Origin of the sequence: Arthrobacter sp. TMP15 (assembly GCF_039529835.1) — a bacterium.
Taxonomy (GTDB): domain Bacteria; phylum Actinomycetota; class Actinomycetes; order Actinomycetales; family Micrococcaceae; genus Specibacter.
Genome location: NZ_CP154262.1, coordinates 215,305 through 233,731, shown reverse-complemented (window position 1 = coordinate 233,731; position 18,427 = coordinate 215,305). Strand labels below are relative to the sequence as shown.

12 protein-coding genes are annotated in these 18,427 nt (G+C 58.7%); 8 read left to right on the top strand and 4 right to left on the bottom strand.

Annotation, left to right across the window (positions count from 1 at the left end):
- Positions 1-199: 199 nt before the first annotated feature.
- From AAFM46_RS00995 to AAFM46_RS00975, 5 genes are all read left to right on the top strand, one after another.
- Complete coding sequence (locus AAFM46_RS00995) at positions 200-2,344, top strand: LPXTG cell wall anchor domain-containing protein (protein WP_343319031.1); 2,145 nt, start codon at positions 200-202, stop codon at positions 2,342-2,344.
- 165 nt (positions 2,345-2,509) lie between these two features.
- A complete protein-coding gene (locus AAFM46_RS00990; RefSeq protein WP_343319030.1) occupies positions 2,510-3,037 on the top strand; it encodes a hypothetical protein in 528 nt (175 codons plus the stop codon).
- A gap of 36 nt (positions 3,038-3,073) precedes the next feature.
- On the top strand, positions 3,074-4,078 hold the full coding sequence (locus AAFM46_RS00985; protein WP_283531218.1) for an asparaginase: 1,005 nt from the start codon (positions 3,074-3,076) through the stop codon (positions 4,076-4,078).
- Positions 4,079-4,179: 101 nt separating this feature from the next.
- Positions 4,180-4,533, top strand: coding sequence for a sterol carrier family protein (locus AAFM46_RS00980; RefSeq protein ID WP_343319028.1), 354 nt, complete (start codon positions 4,180-4,182; stop codon positions 4,531-4,533).
- Positions 4,534-4,588: 55 nt separating this feature from the next.
- Entirely contained in the window at positions 4,589-4,912 is a 324-nt protein-coding gene (locus tag AAFM46_RS00975; RefSeq protein ID WP_283531216.1) for a hypothetical protein, read from the top strand.
- 116 nt (positions 4,913-5,028) lie between these two features.
- Here the strand turns inward: AAFM46_RS00975 and AAFM46_RS00970 are convergent, their stop codons facing one another.
- From AAFM46_RS00970 to AAFM46_RS00960, 3 genes are all read right to left on the bottom strand, one after another.
- Complete coding sequence (locus AAFM46_RS00970; protein WP_343319025.1) at positions 5,029-6,939, bottom strand: glycosyl hydrolase family 18 protein; 1,911 nt, start codon at positions 6,937-6,939, stop codon at positions 5,029-5,031.
- Between the two features lie 313 nt (positions 6,940-7,252).
- Positions 7,253-9,901: a glycosyl hydrolase family 18 protein gene (locus tag AAFM46_RS00965; RefSeq protein ID WP_343319023.1), complete on the bottom strand. Its 2,649-nt coding sequence runs from the start codon at positions 9,899-9,901 to the stop codon at positions 7,253-7,255.
- Between the two features lie 125 nt (positions 9,902-10,026).
- A complete protein-coding gene (locus tag AAFM46_RS00960) occupies positions 10,027-12,486 on the bottom strand; it encodes a helix-turn-helix transcriptional regulator (protein WP_343319021.1) in 2,460 nt (819 codons plus the stop codon).
- 322 nt (positions 12,487-12,808) lie between these two features.
- Between AAFM46_RS00960 and purF the strand changes: the two genes are divergently transcribed.
- Together purF and purM are read left to right on the top strand one after the other, a co-directional pair.
- The gene (gene purF / locus AAFM46_RS00955) at positions 12,809-14,374 is read left to right on the top strand and encodes an amidophosphoribosyltransferase (RefSeq protein WP_343319019.1); all 1,566 of its coding nucleotides are present in this window, start codon (positions 12,809-12,811) and stop codon (positions 14,372-14,374) included.
- A 23-nt stretch (positions 14,375-14,397) separates the two neighbouring features.
- Positions 14,398-15,543: a phosphoribosylformylglycinamidine cyclo-ligase gene (gene purM / locus AAFM46_RS00950; protein ID WP_343319017.1), complete on the top strand. Its 1,146-nt coding sequence runs from the start codon at positions 14,398-14,400 to the stop codon at positions 15,541-15,543.
- Positions 15,544-15,735: 192 nt separating this feature from the next.
- On the opposite strand, the gene AAFM46_RS00945 is transcribed toward purM, so the two are convergent.
- Entirely contained in the window at positions 15,736-15,966 is a 231-nt protein-coding gene (locus tag AAFM46_RS00945) for a DUF3073 domain-containing protein (protein ID WP_283531855.1), read from the bottom strand.
- Between the two features lie 325 nt (positions 15,967-16,291).
- On the opposite strand from AAFM46_RS00945, the gene AAFM46_RS00940 reads away from it, so the two are divergent.
- Entirely contained in the window at positions 16,292-18,406 is a 2,115-nt protein-coding gene (locus AAFM46_RS00940; RefSeq protein ID WP_343319015.1) for a hypothetical protein, read from the top strand.
- The last annotated feature ends 21 nt before the right edge of the window (positions 18,407-18,427 follow it).

The following is an 18,427-nucleotide window of genomic DNA, read 5'->3' as shown; positions in this document are numbered from 1 at the left end:
CAAAGCTGGGCTGCGAGTCAAAATGTGTCGAAACTATCACACACATGTTGCATCGCCTTATTCCACTTGATAGCTTTATTTTTGGACTGCCTACTTTTTTTACACGCACCAGGCACGGGTGCTTTCTCGCCCACATCAGGCCCGGTGACTTTGGCATCATCACCGAACACCTTTTAATTCCTTCAGGGGGAACCTCTACATGCAAGCATCCAAACGCGCCTTTTTCAGCCGCGGCGGTGCGGCCTGCGCCGCAGCCGCGATTTTGATTGGCAGCTCACTGACGGCGAGCGCCGCCTATGCAGCACCCTCAACCGCGCTGGCACCGGCCCCGATCACGGCAGAGGTCCAGTCCTCGGCTGCAACCGACGTTGAATCGCTATTCGCCGCATATGTGGCCGAGTATGGCGTCCAGAAACTTGAGGCGGTCACGGTTGACGCCGCGGGCAACTTCACTATCCGCACCGGTGAGCCAGCTGCGGCCGCCCCAGCAACTTCCAGCGCCCAAAGCCGCTCCGCCGCCCCCGAGACCAAGCAGACGGACGAGGAGTTCAAGGCCACTGTCGGCGGGAATGTCACGATTGACCGTGAAAACGTTGCTGGCCCGGCAGCCGCCTTCGCTACGGACGTCACAAACGGCCAGGGCTATACGCTTGACAACAACAACTACACCTGCTCGATTGGCTGGAACGGTTTTAGTGCGGCAGGCGATCCTGCTGTAATCACGGCCGGCCACTGCGCGAACGATGGTGCCGCCACCAAGACGGAGCTTACCGACTCGGAAGAGGAAGTAACGGCGGGCGGTCCCGGATTTATAACCACCGGTCCTCTGGGAACTTTTGGCTTTTCACAGTTCGGCGGACCTGGCAACTCGCGCGCAACAAACGTTGACACTCCCAATCCGGGGAACATCGGCACGGATATTGCGGTCATCGACGGCATCGACACCGAGCTGAACCAGCTGGCCAAGGTCACCGACTGGACAACTCCCGCTGACCCCAAGGCCTCCGGCCCGAAGGTAACAGGCGTTTCCGAGGCCATCCCCGGTGCCAAAATTTGCAAGTCGGGCCGCACTACAGGCTGGAGCTGCGGAACCGTCGAGGCAAAGGCAATCTTCCTCGTTGGCGGCGGCAGCGGTGAAGCGGACGACGTCCGCGCCGTCCGCGGTTTCTCCTCAAAGAATCTTAAATCCGCACCAGGTGACTCCGGTGGAGCCATCATTTCCGACACGACAGCAGTGGGCATGATCAGCGCCGGTAGCAAAGACGGTAAGGTCGTTTACGGCGTCAGCATCAAGGACGCCCTGGCCGCAACTGACGGCTACACAGTGAAGATCTTCCTGAACGCACCCAAGGTCACCACCACGGCGCCCGTTTACCGCAAGGGCGCCATCACCGGCTCCGTTGCTGGCGCCCCTGCTGGTACCAAAGTTGCTGTCAAAATTGACGGTACAACTACCGAAGTTGCCGTTGACAGCGAAGGTAAGTGGACTGCAGCAGCTCCCAACAAGTTCGGCACCTTTGACGTGACTGCCGCAACCAAGAATGGTTACAGCACGTCAGAGACCACCGAGGCTTCCATTGAGGTCATCAAGGAGACCCTTGCCGTTCCGGCAATCACGGCACCTGCACAGGACAGTGAAGTCGCTGCTCCGGTTACTACCATCACAGGCACGGGTAAGGCTGGAGCAACCATCGAGCTGACCGGCGACGTTAGCGGCAACGCTGAAGTTGGTACAGACGGCACTTGGTCCTTCACCGTTTCCCCTGCCCTGAAAGTTGGCAACTACGCGGTCACCGCCAAGCAAACTCTGGACAACTGGAACGATTCCAAGACTGTCACAAACAAGTTCAACGTACTCCCGGCGGCCCCAGCAGTAACCTCGCCTACTGACGGCCAGAAGTTCGCCTACGATCAAGGTCCGTCGGTTCTCTCCGGCACCAACATTGCAGGTGCAACGGTTTCTGTGGATATCAACGGCGTGCAGCTAAAGGCCACCGTATCCGGCACCACTTGGAACGTATCGCTGGGTGAGAAGCTCAGAACCGGCCAATACAGCGTCTCTGTAGTGCAGAGCGTTGATGGCATCGACTCATTGCCAGGGACTTCCGCATTCAGTGTTTCCGAAGCTCCGGCACCGGCCCCCACCACGGAGCCTGCACCGGTTGTGCCGGCACCCACCACAGACCCGGCACCGTCAGCAACACCTGCACCCGCACCTAACGAGAACGATCTGGCCAACACAGGTGTATCCAACCCGGTCATGCTCCTCGGGGCAGCCGGTGGAGTACTCATGATCGGCGGAATTGCGTTCTTGCTCTTCCGCCGCCGCAACTCAATGAACTAGCAGCGAAAACCGCTAAACTGTAAAAAGTTTGCTGCAACACCATAAGCAGTGGGTCCCATTCAACAATGAATGGGACCCACTGCTTTATACCCACCGTTTTATCCCCGCTGCTCAAACAGCGGGCCCCCACCAGCGGCACAATTTCAAGAAGCCCAGGAGGCACCAATGACTAACAGAAAAATGGCAGCAGTGGTCTTGGTTGCCACCTTGACAGGAGGTCTCGTTATGAGCGCATGTGGACCAGTAGATGGCCCTGAAAAAGCACCGTCCGCAGAATCAACCGCCAGCACCGATTCCAGCGCCTTGCTGCTACTCAACGACACCTTGCGCACCAAACTGGGTGCTGCTTACTCGGATTCCTGGATCGAGGAGAACAAACTTCATATTGCCGTCACCACAGAGTCTGCAGCAGAAATTGTGAAAGAAGCCGGTGCAGTTCCAAAAATCGTCAGCATTGACGCCGCCCAACTTGAGGCTGCCCTGCAGGCAGTCTCGGCCTGGCAAGCAAAACTCCCTGAGGGTCAGGGCGCAGCCATTCACAAGATCGTCCCCGATGGCCGCACTGGAACCCTGACCATCTTCGTTGCTGCCGAGAAACTCGACGCCGTATCCATAGCCGCGAGCGCCGATAAACCTGCCGGTGAGGTACCCCTGGTAATTAAAGAATCTGCCGGACTTGCCACCCCTTACTAACAAGTATTAGCTTCCAACACTCGCTAAGATGACACCATGATCCATACCTTCAGGGCGCACGACGCCGTTGAACTCGCCGTCCTGGAACGCAGTGGTTTTGTTGAATCTGCTCACGTTGGCTCCGCCGTTGTTGTAGCAGCAGACGGTTCGGTTGTAACGGCGCTAGGCAATATTGCAGCTCCCATCTATCCGCGCTCGGCCACCAAACCATTTCAAGCTCTTGCCGCGATGCAGGCAGGAGTGCCGCTGCGAGGTGTCCAGGTGGCTATCGCAGCCGGCAGCCACACCGGCTCCCTTGATCACATGGATGTGGTGTCCGGGATGCTCAAGAACGCCGGACTCAGCGAAAACCATTTGCGCTGCCCCTCAGACTGGCCCTCTGACGGAGCCGCCCGAGCCTGGATGGTGCGTACGGATCGGGCCAAGTCCAAGCTGGCCATGAACTGCTCAGGTAAACACGCAGCTTTTCTTTGGGCCTGTGTTGAAAACGGGTGGGACCTTTCCGGATACTTGGAACCCAACCACCCAATGCAGAGGGCCGTGCGAACAGTTCTGGAGGAATATACCCAAGAACCAGTGCTCCACACAGGCGTTGACGGTTGCGGGGCACCCGTCATGGCGGTGACGCTCACAGGTTTGGCCCGCGCCTTCAGCACACTTGCGAAGGCGCCATCGGATAAAAATGCCAATGCTCGCGCCGCCACGATCGCCACCTCAATGCTTGATTATCCATGGGCAGTGCAAGGTCATGGCAAGCCCAATACCGTGGTTATGGAAGATCTGGGTATTCTGGCCAAACTGGGTGCCGAGGGCGTTCTGGCCATGGCCACACCCACAGGTGCCAGCGTGGCAGTAAAAATTCTTGACGGCAATGGCCGGGCCGCAACTCTTGTAGGGCTGACATTGCTGGCGGCAACAGGTGCCATCGACATCCCTGCTGCGGCTACCGTCCTGGCAAAAGTTGTCCCTCCCGTCATGGGTGGAGACGGCCCGGCCGGGAGCCTGCGCTTGGGTCAAGCAGTCTTGGCCCTTCTGGATTAACCCTTCAGGATTAACTACCCCGCTCGCATACCGGGTCAGATGGACCAGCCTGGGCCACCGCCGTCGAGCATCAAAAAAAATTAACTCAGGGAGAATCACACATGAGTGCACGGCGTCGCATAGACATTCTCGAGGGCCAGGCGGCACTGTCAGCCTGGCTCAACGGGGAGAGTTCGCGCCCCGTCACGGCCATGGCAGTGCGCTACACCCTAGAGGAATTGGCCGCTCGCGCGCCGGGCAACTCGGTCGAGGTGCGGGTACCTCCCTTTGGTGTCACCCAATGCATCGCCGGGCCCAGGCACACCCGTGGCACCCCGCCAAATGTGGTGGAGTGCGACGCCGGAACCTGGCTGGCGCTGGTGAGCGGCGGAACCAGCTGGGCTGACGCCGTCGGCCGCGGACTGGTGGCAGCCTCAGGCTTGCGTGCGGACTTATCTGCAGAACTACCCTTTTAGCGAACCCTTCCCACACGCTTAAACTGCTCTCATGTTGGGGCGGTACCCTTGATTCATGACCTCTCACCCTGAAACCACCGCAGGGGAGCCGCGCAAGCTCACTGTGCGCCGGGCCCCCAAGTATGTCCCGTTCCTGATAGCAGGAGCCTTGGCCGGTGTTGTAACTGCCGCAATTTTCACGTTCTCACTGCCAGCAGATGGAGAGTTCGCAGCTTCCAGCGTCTTTGGTCTGTTTGCCGTGCTCATGGTGCTGCCGGGTGCCGGATTGGGGGCCATCGTGGCTCTTGTCCTTGACCGTCAAGGCAGGCGCCGGGCAAGCACCTTGGTCGTGGAATCGTTGCCCGATGATGACAGTAACGCCGAGGCCGAGATCGCGTAGTTCTGCTGCAATGCAGGAAAGTCCCGCCAAGCCGTGGAGATCGGCTGGACGGGACTTTCCTGTGTGAACTCAGGATTTTGAGAACCCGAGCTTTTATACGTGAAGGGAACTTGCCCTTATTTACAGGCCCCTACATTTTCCCAGGCACCCCACTGTGAAGTACCGGGCTTCTCACCAACCGTCCACCACTTCGCCTTGTAGCTGGAGCCGTCAAGGGAAACCTTGGTACCGCCAACATAGGTCGCAGTTGCGTTCCACACCTCGCCACAGTTCGAATTGGCTGGCGGTGTTGTGGGGGCAACCGTCGGAGCGGTGGTCGGGGTGGGTGTCGGCGTAGGCGTCGGGTCTGTGGGAACTCCTGCGCAATTGGCTACCTTCTGCCACGCACCGTCGGCACCCGGTACACCACCTTGTGTCCACCACTTGGCTTTGTACTCAACTCCCTTATGGCTGACCTTCTCACCACCGTTATACACAGCGGATGCGGACCAAGGCGTTGCTGTACATTCCCCCGGAACGGGAGGATCAGTGGGACTCGGAGTAGGCGTTGCGCTAGGAGTGGGCGTGGGACCGGTGGTGCCTGGAGGGGCCGTCTCGGTGACCGGCCCCGGTGCTGCTGCCCGGAACTTATCAGACATGGCGCCAATCAGTTCACCATTGCGGTCACCTGAGAGCTCCCACCACATTCCGCCACCAAGACCCTTACTGACAATGTAGTCAGTTTTTTGTTTAGTGGTGGCAATGTTGTCATAGCTCCACCACTGTGTGCCGTCATAGCGCCATGCAGAGCCGGTTGCGGCGTCGTAGTGATCCGTACCAAGTGTCTTTAGCTTGTCGTAATCCTCATTTGCCTTTTCGTACGTGCCCGGAGCGCCATCGGTGGCCGGACCCCATGGGGCAACGCTCGTGGCCCCGGTCCAGCCGCGGCCGTACGCTGCCAAGCCCAGGCCCAGCTGCTTGGGATCAATGCCAGCTTCAAGGTACTTCTTCACTGCCTTGTCGGCACTGAATTTTTTGTTCGGCTCACGAGGATCCGCGGGGTCGTCGTAGAGGTTGGCCTGGTGACCGGTGAGCGTGGGGTTCCACGCACCATGCAGGTCATAGCCCTGGATATTGCCAAAGTCCAAGGACTTGAAGTTGGCCGGATCATTCCAGCCGCCTGCATCAATGTCCTCGGGGTTGGCCGGCAGGAAGGCACTCAGGACATACTTCTTGCCATTTGTGGTGCCGTACGCGTCGAGTTGCTTACGGAACTCGGCCAGCAGGGCCTTGAAGTTTGCACGGTCATTGACTGTGTCTACACCGTTGCCTTCTAGACCGGAGTTGGTACCCGGCCATTCCCAGTCAATATCAATGCCATCAAAGATCCCCGCAGCCGCACCAGGGCCGCCACGTCCTTCGAAGTTTGGCAGGTTGCCCTTGATGTACAGATCAATACAGCTAGAGACCAGTTTCTGGCGGGACTGCTCGGTGGCTGCTGCCTTCGAGAAGTTCTTGGACCAGGTCCAGCCACCCAGGGAGATCATGACCTTCAGCTTCGGGTTCTTGGCTTTGAGCTGTTTGAGCTGATTGAAAGAACCTGCCAACGGCTGGTCCCAGGTATCGGCCTTGCCAGAGACAGACTTATCTGCCGCGTAGCCCATACCAAAGTCGGCCCAAGCATCGCCTGCACCGTCGGAACCGTTGGGACCAGTCCCCTGCGCCTTATTTGCCATGAAACAGGTCAATGACTGGTTGTTGATGTTACCGAAGGAGTAGTTGATGTGGGTGAGATCTTTCGCAGTTCCGGAAACGTCGAGCTGCTTTGCTTGGAACGCACGCCCGTACACCCCCCACTGCGCAAAATATCCAACATTGCGGTAACCGTTGACAGTTGAGGTGAGCGGAGCATCTGCACCTGTGTCGACAGGTGCGGCATTTGCCCCGAGGGCACCCACACCACCTGCCAATCCAGCAACCATGGTGCCCGCAGCCACAGCAGCCCACACCTTCGTGAGGCGCTTGCGCCGATTGATTTTTTCTGACATTCGTAATCCCTTGAACAGTGAGGTGCGCTGATCGCACCGTCGTCCGGGAACAACGCTATTCTTCCGTGTCCCAAGTCACATCAGCATCTTCCACATACTTTCCCCAGCTGATAGTCACCTAGGTATTGATACCTAGGTTCTTGTGAGTGTTGGTTTCTGGAACCCTCATATCCGTTTCAGCTCGGTCCGTGTTTGCCTGCACCATCACGTAATAAACGCAAAAGTGGCGGGATTCCAAAGAACCCCGCCACTTCATGTTGCTTGCATCGCCTTAATTACGTTGCGATTGCCGCTCCAGCCCGCGGAGCTCGGCTCACTTACCGCACAGGATAGGAGAACCCCAGGCGTTGGCCGCACCGGAACCCGGGACTTCGCCCTGGTTCCACCACTTGGCCTTGTAACTGGAACCGCCGTGGCTAACAACGTCCCCGCCGGTGTAAACGGCCGCAGCGGACCAGGCACCGGCTCCGTTGCAGCTTTCAACTGGTCCCGCGCCGTTACCGCCGCCGGTGCCTGCGGAAGGCTCCACAACACTGACGCCACGAGGGTAGTCAGCCAAGATGGCGTACGTTTCCGAACCAATGCTGACCCGGAAGTTGGAGATCATTGCAGTGGGCAGCGTCCATGCCAGCTTGGTGCTGACAGTTGCGCCAGCCGCAATACCTCCGGATGGCACCTTGATCGTGTAGGTGTGGAAATCGCCTTTGAGCCCTCCAACATTGTTGCCGGAGTGGTCGCTGAATACCTTGGTGATGGACCACCCACTTTGTTCTTTCATCTCACCGGTGTCGCTTGTTGCACTGTCGAACGTGATTGTTGCACCGGCCGGTATGGCGGTTTTGGAGTTGTTTGTGAAGTGCACTTCCGGGTTGATGGGGTAATTATTGTCACCCAAGGCGAAGTTTTTCAGTTCAACACCAAGATCAATGGCCTTGGTGGGCATCTTCACGTTTGCCTTGGTTGCGCCGTAGGGCTTGGAATTTGACAAGGTGGAGTGGATCTTGTCCACGAGCGTGGACCCCATCTCGTACTGGCCTTTGCTGGCGTTGTACTCGTAGTCGCCTGCAAGCTCCCAAATCATGACCCCGCCAAGACCTTTGTCTGCCACATAGTCGGCCTTGGCTTGGATGGCTTGGTCGGCGTCTCCGGTAAGGAACGTCTTGGTGGTGTCATTCCACCACCACTCGTTTTTGGTGACGTTATCAAAATGGCGTGTATAGGTGCCCTTAAGCGCACCCGTTGGTGAACCATATGAAGCAGCGTAGTCGCCTACAACACCCTTTTGCAGGTTCAGCACATGCCATATTGGGTTAGCCCCTGCGGCCAATTCGCCGCCCATTGGGTCGCTGTCATGCCACAGGTTGTCGATGCCGCCGGCACCGTCACCACATTTGGAGTTTCCACCGGCTTTAGGGCCGGTTCCGGGAGCACACTTGTTCTGGTCGGCCAGCACGGAGCTACCGTAAAGGCCATTGGTTCCGCCCTTTACGTTTGTCCAGCCGCGAGTGTAGAACGGTACGCCCAGGTTGATGCGACCGGCCGGCATTGCGCCACGGAAGTAGTGGTACGCCCAGTCAGAGTTCAAGTAGCCAACCCCCTTGTAGGCGTTGTACACGCCTCCAGCTGCGAGTTCCGGGTCCTTTCCATCGTCGAAGAGCGCTGCGTTGCCGCCTACGTAGTTATTCCATGCACCGTGCAAGTCATAGCTCATCATGTTAACGAAGTCCAGGTATTTGACCACCTGATGCGCTTCCATGCCACGCAGTAGCCAGCCCGATGCTGGAGCGGCAACTGTGAGCTGGTAGTACGTGCCATCAGCAACACTGGCTTTGTCCAGTTTTTCGCGCAGGGTCTTCATCAGTTTCATGTAGTTCTCAAAGAGCACGGCACGGCGAGGCTCAGAGATGGCGAAGTCATCCGGGTTACCCGCCTTAGAGTTGCTGGTGGCATATTCGTAATCGATATCAACACCGCTAAAGCCATACTTACGGATAAATTCCACGGCTGAATCGGAGAAGGTATCGATCTTGGCCTGGGATTCTGTCAACGTATAGAAGCCGCCATCCCCCACACGAGTGCCATCAGCAGCGAAGTAACCACCGGTCTCCGCCCAACCACCAACCGAAACAAGAGTCTTCACTCCAGGGTTTTCCTTCTTGAACTTCTTCAGCAGGTTCAAGTGCCCCTTGTAGGGCAACGATGGGTCCAGCTCGGCCCCAGCAACGCCGGGCCAGGTCAGGTCAGTGGCCGCATTACCGGGCGCCTCTGCACCGACGGAAACTTTATTGTTGCCGTCAATGTGCGCAAAAGCGTAGTTGATGTGGCTGAGTTTCTTCCACGGGATATCACTGGCGAGGTAGCGCGGGGCGCCGTTCTCACCGGTGCGCCAGCTGGTGAAATAGCCGATCACGCGCTGTTCCAGACCATTAGGAAGAAGTTCCCTGCCCGTTTCGTCATATACGGAGCAATAGGGAACATCAACACCGGGGGTCTGGTACAGGCCGTCGGGCCGGCATTTCTCATCCGGGTTAGACGTCCATGGAGTTCCAGGAGCGTCAGTGGGCGGCGTTGTCGGGGTTGGGGTAGCCGTTGGGGTTGCGGTTGGTGTTGCGGTCGGAACCGCAGTGGGAGTGGAGGTTGAGGTGGCAGTGGGAGTCGGCGTCGGATCCGTCCCCGCCCCGCATGCCCCTTGACTGGTCCACGGCCCCCATGGATCAGCGCCCGGCACGTTGTTTTGAGTCCACCACTTGGCGGAGTAGTTCACGTTCTGATGGGAAACAACCGTGCTCCCCGTATAAACGCTGGACGGAGCCCAAGCGGGGGCGCACGCCTTTGTTGTCGATGTTTGAGACGGTGCGGCGTGAGCCATCTGCGTCGTTATGCCGATCGAGGCAACAAGGGCGAACCCCGTCACGATGGCGGCACTACGATGCCGCCATCCCGGCAATGTTGGTGTCTGCATGGATTTCCTGTTCTGCTGTGCGAATGAGACCGCTGCAGCGCAGGAAGTAAGCTCCTACGCTTGCTGGCCCAAGGTTATCCATGGCTAGGGTCACCGCACATCAGCACAACCACGCATAGGTGCGACTACGTATCGACCTGGTGCCATTCGCTACCCATGCGGTGCGCCAACACGCTTAACTCCACCCGTGAACGCACATCGAGTTTGGTGAACACATGGCCCAAGTGGACCTCTACCGTGCGCACAGAAACATGTAGCTGTGCCGCTACCTGCCGGTTTGGGGCACCGTCAACAACGAGCATGGCCACCTCAAGCTCCCGCTCAGTCAACACCTCGCCCCACTCTTGCCGACAGCGTTGCAGAGGACCGTCGTCGTACTCTTTCAAGGCTTTGGCGGGTGCCGCAAAGTTCCCCGGCCGCCTATGGAGCTGATCCTGCGCCGTCGTGGAGCTCATCGCTTTCCGCGGCCCAGCGTCCTCATCACTGGTTTCCTTTTCAGTAGCTACCCCCGGCCCCATTACACGGGCAGCGAGGTGACCATCAGGCGGTGGCAGACTGCTTAGCGTATTTTCCACGCAACGCAGCCACGCCATGGCACCCACTTCCCGGAAGAGGTCAGCGGCCACAACAAGATGTTCCCGGGCCATGGCAACAGTGCTGTGCAACAGGCATGCCCGACCAATAACGAACTCGGTGCGGGCTCGTTCGTAATGCGAGCGCAACATCACGCTAACACCCTCGGCATACTCATAATCCTTGGCAAACCGGGAGTTATCGGTGGAACAAAGGGCCACGCGGGCGGAGCTTGCTCGACGGTGCCCTGACGGCATTCGTGGTCCGGGGGCAACTCCACCATTGTGCGTTTGCCCCTGCTCATCAGCGGTGGCACTTCCCCGCGGTGCCATCTCATCAAAGCCGGGGACATACAGTGGCGACGCTGCGCCCCGCAACGCCCGCTGCGCTGCCAGCCTGCCCAACGTGGAGGCCTCTTCGACCCGGCCATCCAGGTAAGCGCTCAACGTCCTGTCCATGAGGTCTCCGGTGCGGATGAATGCTGAGCTGGCGGCTGGATAGCTTGCTTCCATGGCGTGCGCCAAGGTACCCACCTCGCCTGTTGTCAGCACGTCAAGGCGGCGGGCTACAATGACGCCCAGGCCAAAGAAAGGCAGACCCACGGGCACCGAAACTGCTGCTCGTCTCAGTTCGGCGGCCGCTCTGGAAACATCGCCGAGCCAAAGCTGAAGTAGTGCTGCGACTACTGCCCCGTATGCCAATCCCAATGGAGTTGGCGCCCACCGGACCTCACTGCCTCGGTTGCCACCGCTCACAGACCGTCCGGATTCTGGACCGTCGTGTAGTAAGCGCAGACCGGCGTAGGCATCATCATCAAGTCCAAGCGTTAACGCGTCCATAACAACGCGTGCATCCGAAAAATCAGGCAACCCATCCAGGCATTGGCGACACCGGCAGGCATATTCAGGCTCGACGGCGGGACCTCCGAAGGTGGCACACCAGAGTCGCGCTGCGCATAGCGGCAACCCGTCAACGTTATGTTCTTCCGCAAGCCGTTCTGCCTCATCGAGTAGCCGTGCGGCTTCTTCATGCGTGCCCCGTGCCGCACACAGGCCAGCTGCCAGACCCGTGGCCTTGGCAACTTGGCGGGCAACCGTGGCGGAGTCCGCGGCTTCCAGCGCCTCTGCTCTTTTGAGAAAGGAATCACTATGGCGGGCCAGAGCCACAATAGGTACCTCCCCTGCCAGGAGTGACTCGGCATGAACAAACGGCGGCAGCGCCCGTGCAGCCACCAACACATCCGGGGAAGACATTGCCCCGCCAAGCCAATTGGCTGCATCTTCCACTAACCCAAGGTTGAGTGCGGCCACGCCAGCACACAGCTGCGATTCAAAAAATTCTGCACCAAGAGCATGGCTGGAAGCTTCGCGAGCAATGGCATGTGCCCAGACGGCGTTGTCGGCAGCATTCGCTTTGCGTGAGAGCCTAAGCAGAGCCGGGACAAGCAAGTTATCACCCTCAAGGGTTGCCAAGGACTCGTGCCAAGTGGCCTTATCCGTGTCACCCAGGGCGGTATAGGCGCGCTGCATTTGAACATGTTCCGTTGTCCGCTCAGCCAATGTAGCTGACCCGTGGACCCATACGCGCATGCGTGGATCAACAAAGGAAAAGTGTCCTGCTACGAAGAGCAGGTGGGTGCCCAAACGGGTGGCTATGAGTTCGTTCATGGTGACCTGCTGTTGCTCCAGCAGTACTTCGGTCCGATCCTCAACGCAGATTGCTGCAGCCAGCAGACCAGCTCGCTCTTCGGCGTCGAGTTCTCCACCGACGGCTCCTACACGTGCCAGAAGACCCGGCAGCAAAGGCAAAGGGTCAGGGAGCGCGCAGTGCCCCGAGAGTTGGGAAGGGGTGAGGAATCCTGCCACTTCAAGCACCGCGTCAATGTCGGAGGACAAATCCGTGAACAAGGCCGATGCAACATGGGGAGCCAAGGTAAACCCCTTCTGGGAAAGGAGCTCCAGCAATGCAGGGACTGTGTCCACCGTTGTATGGGCCAAAGGGAAAACCGCCACCGTTCAAGTCCTCCATTCGAGTCGTCATCATTAACGCGCTGGTTGTATGTTAGCAGTCCTTACAAAGTGACCGCCATCACCATCCATAACTAGAATCAGGCCACGGATCCCACTAGGAAATATGAAGAACGCACCTTGTATCCCCGGAATATCGCCACGAGCACTCACCGCTTTTCATGGGCGTAGAGGCAGCCATGAAAGCCACACACAGCTAGGACAATAGCTTCGAACCCAAGGTGGCCCAACAGCCTCGCTGTGGATTAGTTTCGCTCAGCCCACTCCCCCGGTTACGGCCCGGGCCTTTACATGAGATAATTCTCAGGTGGCACGCGGAGACGGAAAATTATCCCATGATCTTTTACCCGGCGAAAAGGGACCTCAGGACGCTTGCGGCGTTCTGGGCATCTGGGCACCCGGTGAAGAGGTTGCAAAACTAACCTATTACGGACTGTATTCACTACAGCACCGCGGTCAGGAATCTGCTGGTATCGCTACAAGCGATGGCAAGCGGATCAGTGTGTACAAGGACATGGGTCTGGTATCCCAAGTCTTTGATGAATCCACGCTGAACACCCTGACCGGGCACATGGCCGTGGGCCACTGTCGGTATTCCACAACGGGAGCCGCCAACTGGGCCAATGCCCAACCCACTCTGGGCGCAACAGGCAGCGGCACAGTCGCACTGGCGCACAACGGCAATCTCACCAACTCAGCGGAACTGCATGAGATGGTCATTGCCAAGTACGGTGTCCCAACCTCTGGGGAAATGGCCCAAGGCAACACCACAGACACTGCTCTTGTTACCACCTTGCTGCAAGGCGATGAGGGCCGCTCCCTGGAAGACACAGCCATGGAGTTGCTACCCAAAATCCATGGTGCCTTTAGTTTCGTCTTCATGGACGAACATACGCTATACGCAGCCCGCGACCCCCATGGTGTGCGCCCGTTGGTACTCGGCCGCCTGGACAGTGGCTGGGTTGTTGCCTCTGAAGGCGCAGCGCTAAGCACCATCGGCGCTACTTTCATCCGTGAAATTGAACCCGGCGAATTCATTGCTATCGATGAAGACGGTGTCCGCGCACAGCGGTTTGCCCCGGCAACACCGGCCGGTTGTGTCTTTGAATACGTTTACCTGGCCCGCCCGGACGCCACCATTGCTGGCCGCTCAGTCTACGAATCCCGCGTGGAGATGGGACGTCAACTTGCACGTGAAAACCACGCAGAGGCCGATCTTGTCATCCCCGTCCCGGAGTCAGGCACCCCGGCGGCAATTGGCTACGCCGAGGAATCGGGCATCCCTTTCGCTCACGGATTCGTCAAAAATGCCTATGTTGGCCGTACTTTCATCCAGCCCAGCGAAACCTTGCGCAAACTCGGGATTAGGCTCAAACTCAGTGCCCTTGAATCGGTAATCCGCGGCAAACGCATCATTGTTGTGGATGATTCCATTGTCCGTGGCAACACTCAGCGAGCCGTTGTCCGCATGCTTAAGGAAGCCGGCGCAGCAGAAATCCATGTCAAGATTTCTTCCCCCCCAGTACGCTGGCCATGCTTCTACGGGATTGATTTTGCTTCACGCGCTGAGCTGATCGCCAACGGCGCCGCAATAGATGAGATCGCCAAATCAATCGGCGCCAATTCCCTGGAGTACATCTCCGAGGACGGCATGATCAACGCCACGCAGCAGCCGCGCGAACGCTTATGCACGGCCTGCTTCACTGGCACGTACCCCATTGAACTTCCCAGCAGCGACCGCCTAGGCAAAAATTTGCTTGAACGTACAGCAGCCGGCAATTCCACCCCCTCCACCGGATGCGACCCCGGCCCCGACTCGGAAATGGAATCCATCCTGTCCGAGCAAGACCGCGCCGTATCCAACGGTTCCTAAGAAATTCCACGAAAAGAGACGCCATGACCAACGCCTCCCATGATTCCGCTGCGGCAATCACTTATGCCAGTGCCGGCGTTGACACCGAAGCCGGTGACCTCGCAGTTGAGCTGATGAAGGAGGCCGTTAAGGCTACCCACGGCCCAAACGTTGTTGGCGGCTTCGGCGGCTTTGCCGGTTTGTTTGATGCTTCCAAACTGCTCAGTTACAAGAAGCCGTATTTGGCAACATCCACTGACGGTGTGGGTACCAAGGTGGCAATCGCCCAGGCCATGGATATCCACGACACCATTGGTTTTGACCTGGTGGGTATGGTTGTCGATGACATTGTTGTGGTGGGTGCCGAGCCGCTGTTCATGACGGACTACATTGCCACCGGTAAGGTTGTTCCCCAGCGCGTGGCAGATACTGTCCGTGGCATTGCTGCTGCCTGCAAGGTTGCCGGGACCGCCCTGGTGGGTGGCGAGACTGCTGAACACCCAGGCCTGCTTGCCCCGGATGAGTACGACGTCGCGGGTGCTTGTACCGGAGTCGTCGAGGCTGACTTGCTGCTGGGTCCGGAACGAGTACGCGAGGGTGATGTCATCATCGGTATGGCGTCTTCCGGCCTGCATTCCAACGGCTACTCGCTTGTTCGTCGCGTTATCAACCACGCGGGTTGGGCTCTTGAGCGTCAGGTGTCTGAACTCGGACGCACCCTGGGCGAAGAGCTCCTTGAACCAACCCGCGTGTATGCAGCCGACTGCTTGGATCTGACCCGGTACCTTCCTGTTACGCAGGAAAAAGCTGTGCACGGTTTCAGTCACATCACCGGTGGCGGTCTGGCTGCCAACTTGGCACGCGTCCTTCCGCAGGGCCTGATTGGCACGGTTGACCGTTCCACGTGGAGCCTACCGGCCATTTTTAACTTGGTTTCACAGCTGGGCAATGTCCCGTTGGCCGATCTCGAACGGACACTGAATTTGGGTGTTGGCATGGTGGCAGTGGTGTCAGCCGACGCCGCAGACTCAGCAGTTGAGCGGTTGAATTCTCGTGGCTTGCCGTCATGGGTCATGGGAACCGTCACCACGGAGTCTTCCAATTCAGATAAAACTGGCTCTGATTACACTCAGGGCGCCAAGGGTGTCAATGGCGGCGCTGTTCGCCTCGTGGGTAGCTACGCTTCCTGAGACGTAACGATGGTCCGTAAAAAGCCGCCGTTTGCGGATAAAGCCACCCGACGCCGGGTGGCTTTATCCGCAAACGGCGGCTTTTTCAGTAAGTGGACGAATTTCCTTGAGCGCAACAAAATCCCCACACGTCGCTTCAGCTTTTCTGCTGAGCGTCGTGCAGGGTTTGTTACGTTTGGTGTCTAAGCGTCCCTAGCCAATGCGGCGGGTGTCCACTTCGTCGTCGTCCTCAAACTGATCCGCATATTTATCTTCATATGCCGAATAATCCGGCTCTGCAGGAATCTCAACGTGATGGCTCGGGGCTCGCCGAGTAGTCGCACCGAGCTCTTTTTGCAGAGCAGAATAATCAGTGTTCGGGGAGTAGTACTTAATGTCCCGAGCCTGCTTGGTTGCCTTCGCCTTTTGACGGCCGCGCCCCATGGCGTGACCCCCTTTTTACACTTGGACCAGAGGTGGTCGCTCGGGCTAAGAGCGAGGCTCCGGAATATTCGGTCAATTTGTCGTATTCCTAGATTACATTAGTTCTGCGATGGTCGTGTCCCACCATGGGGTGTTCTGCCCATAGCCAAACCGTGGGATTGGGCCGGTTGGAACGCTTTATTCGGTAGAGTCACGTGTAAGTAGAGTATTTATTCCATGAGGGCGGCGTGCCGACGGCATCCACAAAGTGTCTGTAAACACTTTCCCTCACCACACGCACAACGTTTGCCCAAAGCAAAATGCGCAGCACGGAAGGTTAGTCCCCATGAACGAGAGCAGCAACGCCAACGATCAGGGCGCCCAGAACAGCCCTCCACCGGAGCCGCTTGAGCCAACCACGGCTCCAGAGCCAGCAGCACCAGCTCAGGAAAACCTCGAGCCTGTCATTTCAGGCTCGGACTACACCTTTGACGAGCCACAGCTTGGGGCCGCGGAAATCAGCGAGGAGGTCGCCGAAAGCGTTGACCTGCAGGCTGCTGCCGCTGAGGCAGCGAAGGTAGAACACGAAGCCGAATTGGCCGCCCAGGGAGTGTCCTCAACCCTCGCCACTGACATTCCCGCGCCTACATTCAAATCCCCTGAGTCCACCCCGGAGCAACCGATCGATTGGGACGATGCGCCTACTGTTATGCGCACGGATTTCTCTAAGCCTCCTGTTGCGAGCAATCCCTGGACCCAGGGGGAGGCCGCACAGGGAGAGACCGCCCAGGGAGAGACCGCCCAGGCAGAGGCCGCCGTAGGACAGGTCGCTGACGTGGAGCCAGTTCAGCAAATGGCTACCCCCACCGAATCGGTGACACCCCCGAGGCAGGTTCCCGCAACGCCTCCTGCGCCCCCGACCATGCCACCTGCTTCCTCTCCCCGAGAGCAGCCGCAGAACGAGCAGCCCACGCAAGAGTTTGCTACGCAGCCACAGAACCAGTCCGACGACGGCGCCCCTGCAGTTTCCGCTACTGAGGCTATTGAGGCTGCCGCGCTCACAGAGCAGGCAGCAACCGCAGACTCTGTCGGTGGAGGTGCCCCTGACGTGGCGCCTGAAGCATCCCCCGATGCATCAGGGCCCCTTGAAACTGCAGCTCCTGAAACTGCACCCCCTGCAGCTGCACCGCACTTTGGTCCTGGCGTGGCTGACGGTCACGGCTGGCGTCGTCCCGAAACCCAATGGCAGCAATCGGCTACGCCTTGGCAGCCGAAGGCTGGAGGCTGGCAATCCCCTGCCCAGCTGGCCCGCGGTGAAGCCGATGCTGCCGCCGCGGCTGCACTGGCAAGCTCGCAACAATCTGAAAATTCCGGCGCCCCTACCTCCGCAACCGGCGAAGTTCCCACTGCGGATCCAGGCTTCTCTGAGGCCACGCTGCCCCTTGAACAGCAGCAGTATCAGGCTGGGCACAGTGCACCGGCTCCGTTTGGCCAGCAGGCTGCTCCTGGCGGCCAAGCACCCTTTGGCGCAACAGGTCAGCAGGGAGCGCCCACCCAACCGGCCACACAGCAGTACGGTGCAGGTCAATACGGCGCAGGTCAGTACGGCGCACAGCAGTACGGCGCAGCCGGTGTTCCGCCGGCACCGGGAACAGGCACCCCTCCATACCAAGGCGGACCGCAAGGCCCCGGCTATCCAGGTAATCAGGGCCCCGGGTACCCCGGCGGCCCACAAGGACCAGGCTACGCCGGTGGGCCACAGGGGCCAGGCTATCCTGGCGGTCCCCAGGGCCCCGGCAGCCCCAATGGAAGTGGCCCTGGTGGAAACGGTGGTGGCAACGGTGGTGGCAAGAAGAAGCTCTTCATTATCCTCGGTATTGCCGTACTTGGTTTAGGTCTGATCATCTTCTTCGTGTGGCTTCTCCTTGGTTTGATCCTTGGAAATATCAACAAAGCAGACCCCAGCCCGGTCGCCGCTTCGCAGTCGCAGCAGCAGAGTCCAGCCACTGAGCCCAGTGACAACGCCACTGCGGCTACGAGCGCCTCACCCACCGAAGATGCAACGTCAACTGACGGAGTTGCGGATCCTGACACGGGCCTAATGTTCCCCGCTCTATCACCGTTGGAATGGCTGGAGGGGGATTGTTTGCGAGATTTTAAGAATGCTTCCACACCGGCCGACGTTGTACTTTGCAGCACACCTCACAACGCCCAGCTCGCAGGCACTTTCAACTATGAAATCTCGGACGACTTCCCGGGGGCAGAAGCGCTTAAAGCTAAAGCTGCTGACGTGTGCAACGGCGTTGAGTTAACGTCAGCGGCCGCTAAAATCACGACCCTGAAACAAACCACCGCTTATCCTTCCGAGTCCACCTGGACTGAACGCGATGATCGTCGGGTCGACTGCATGGTTCATGACACGCGGGACGGCAATCCGCTGGAAACCTCGCTGACAAAATAGCAAGAAGTAGGCCAGCACCGA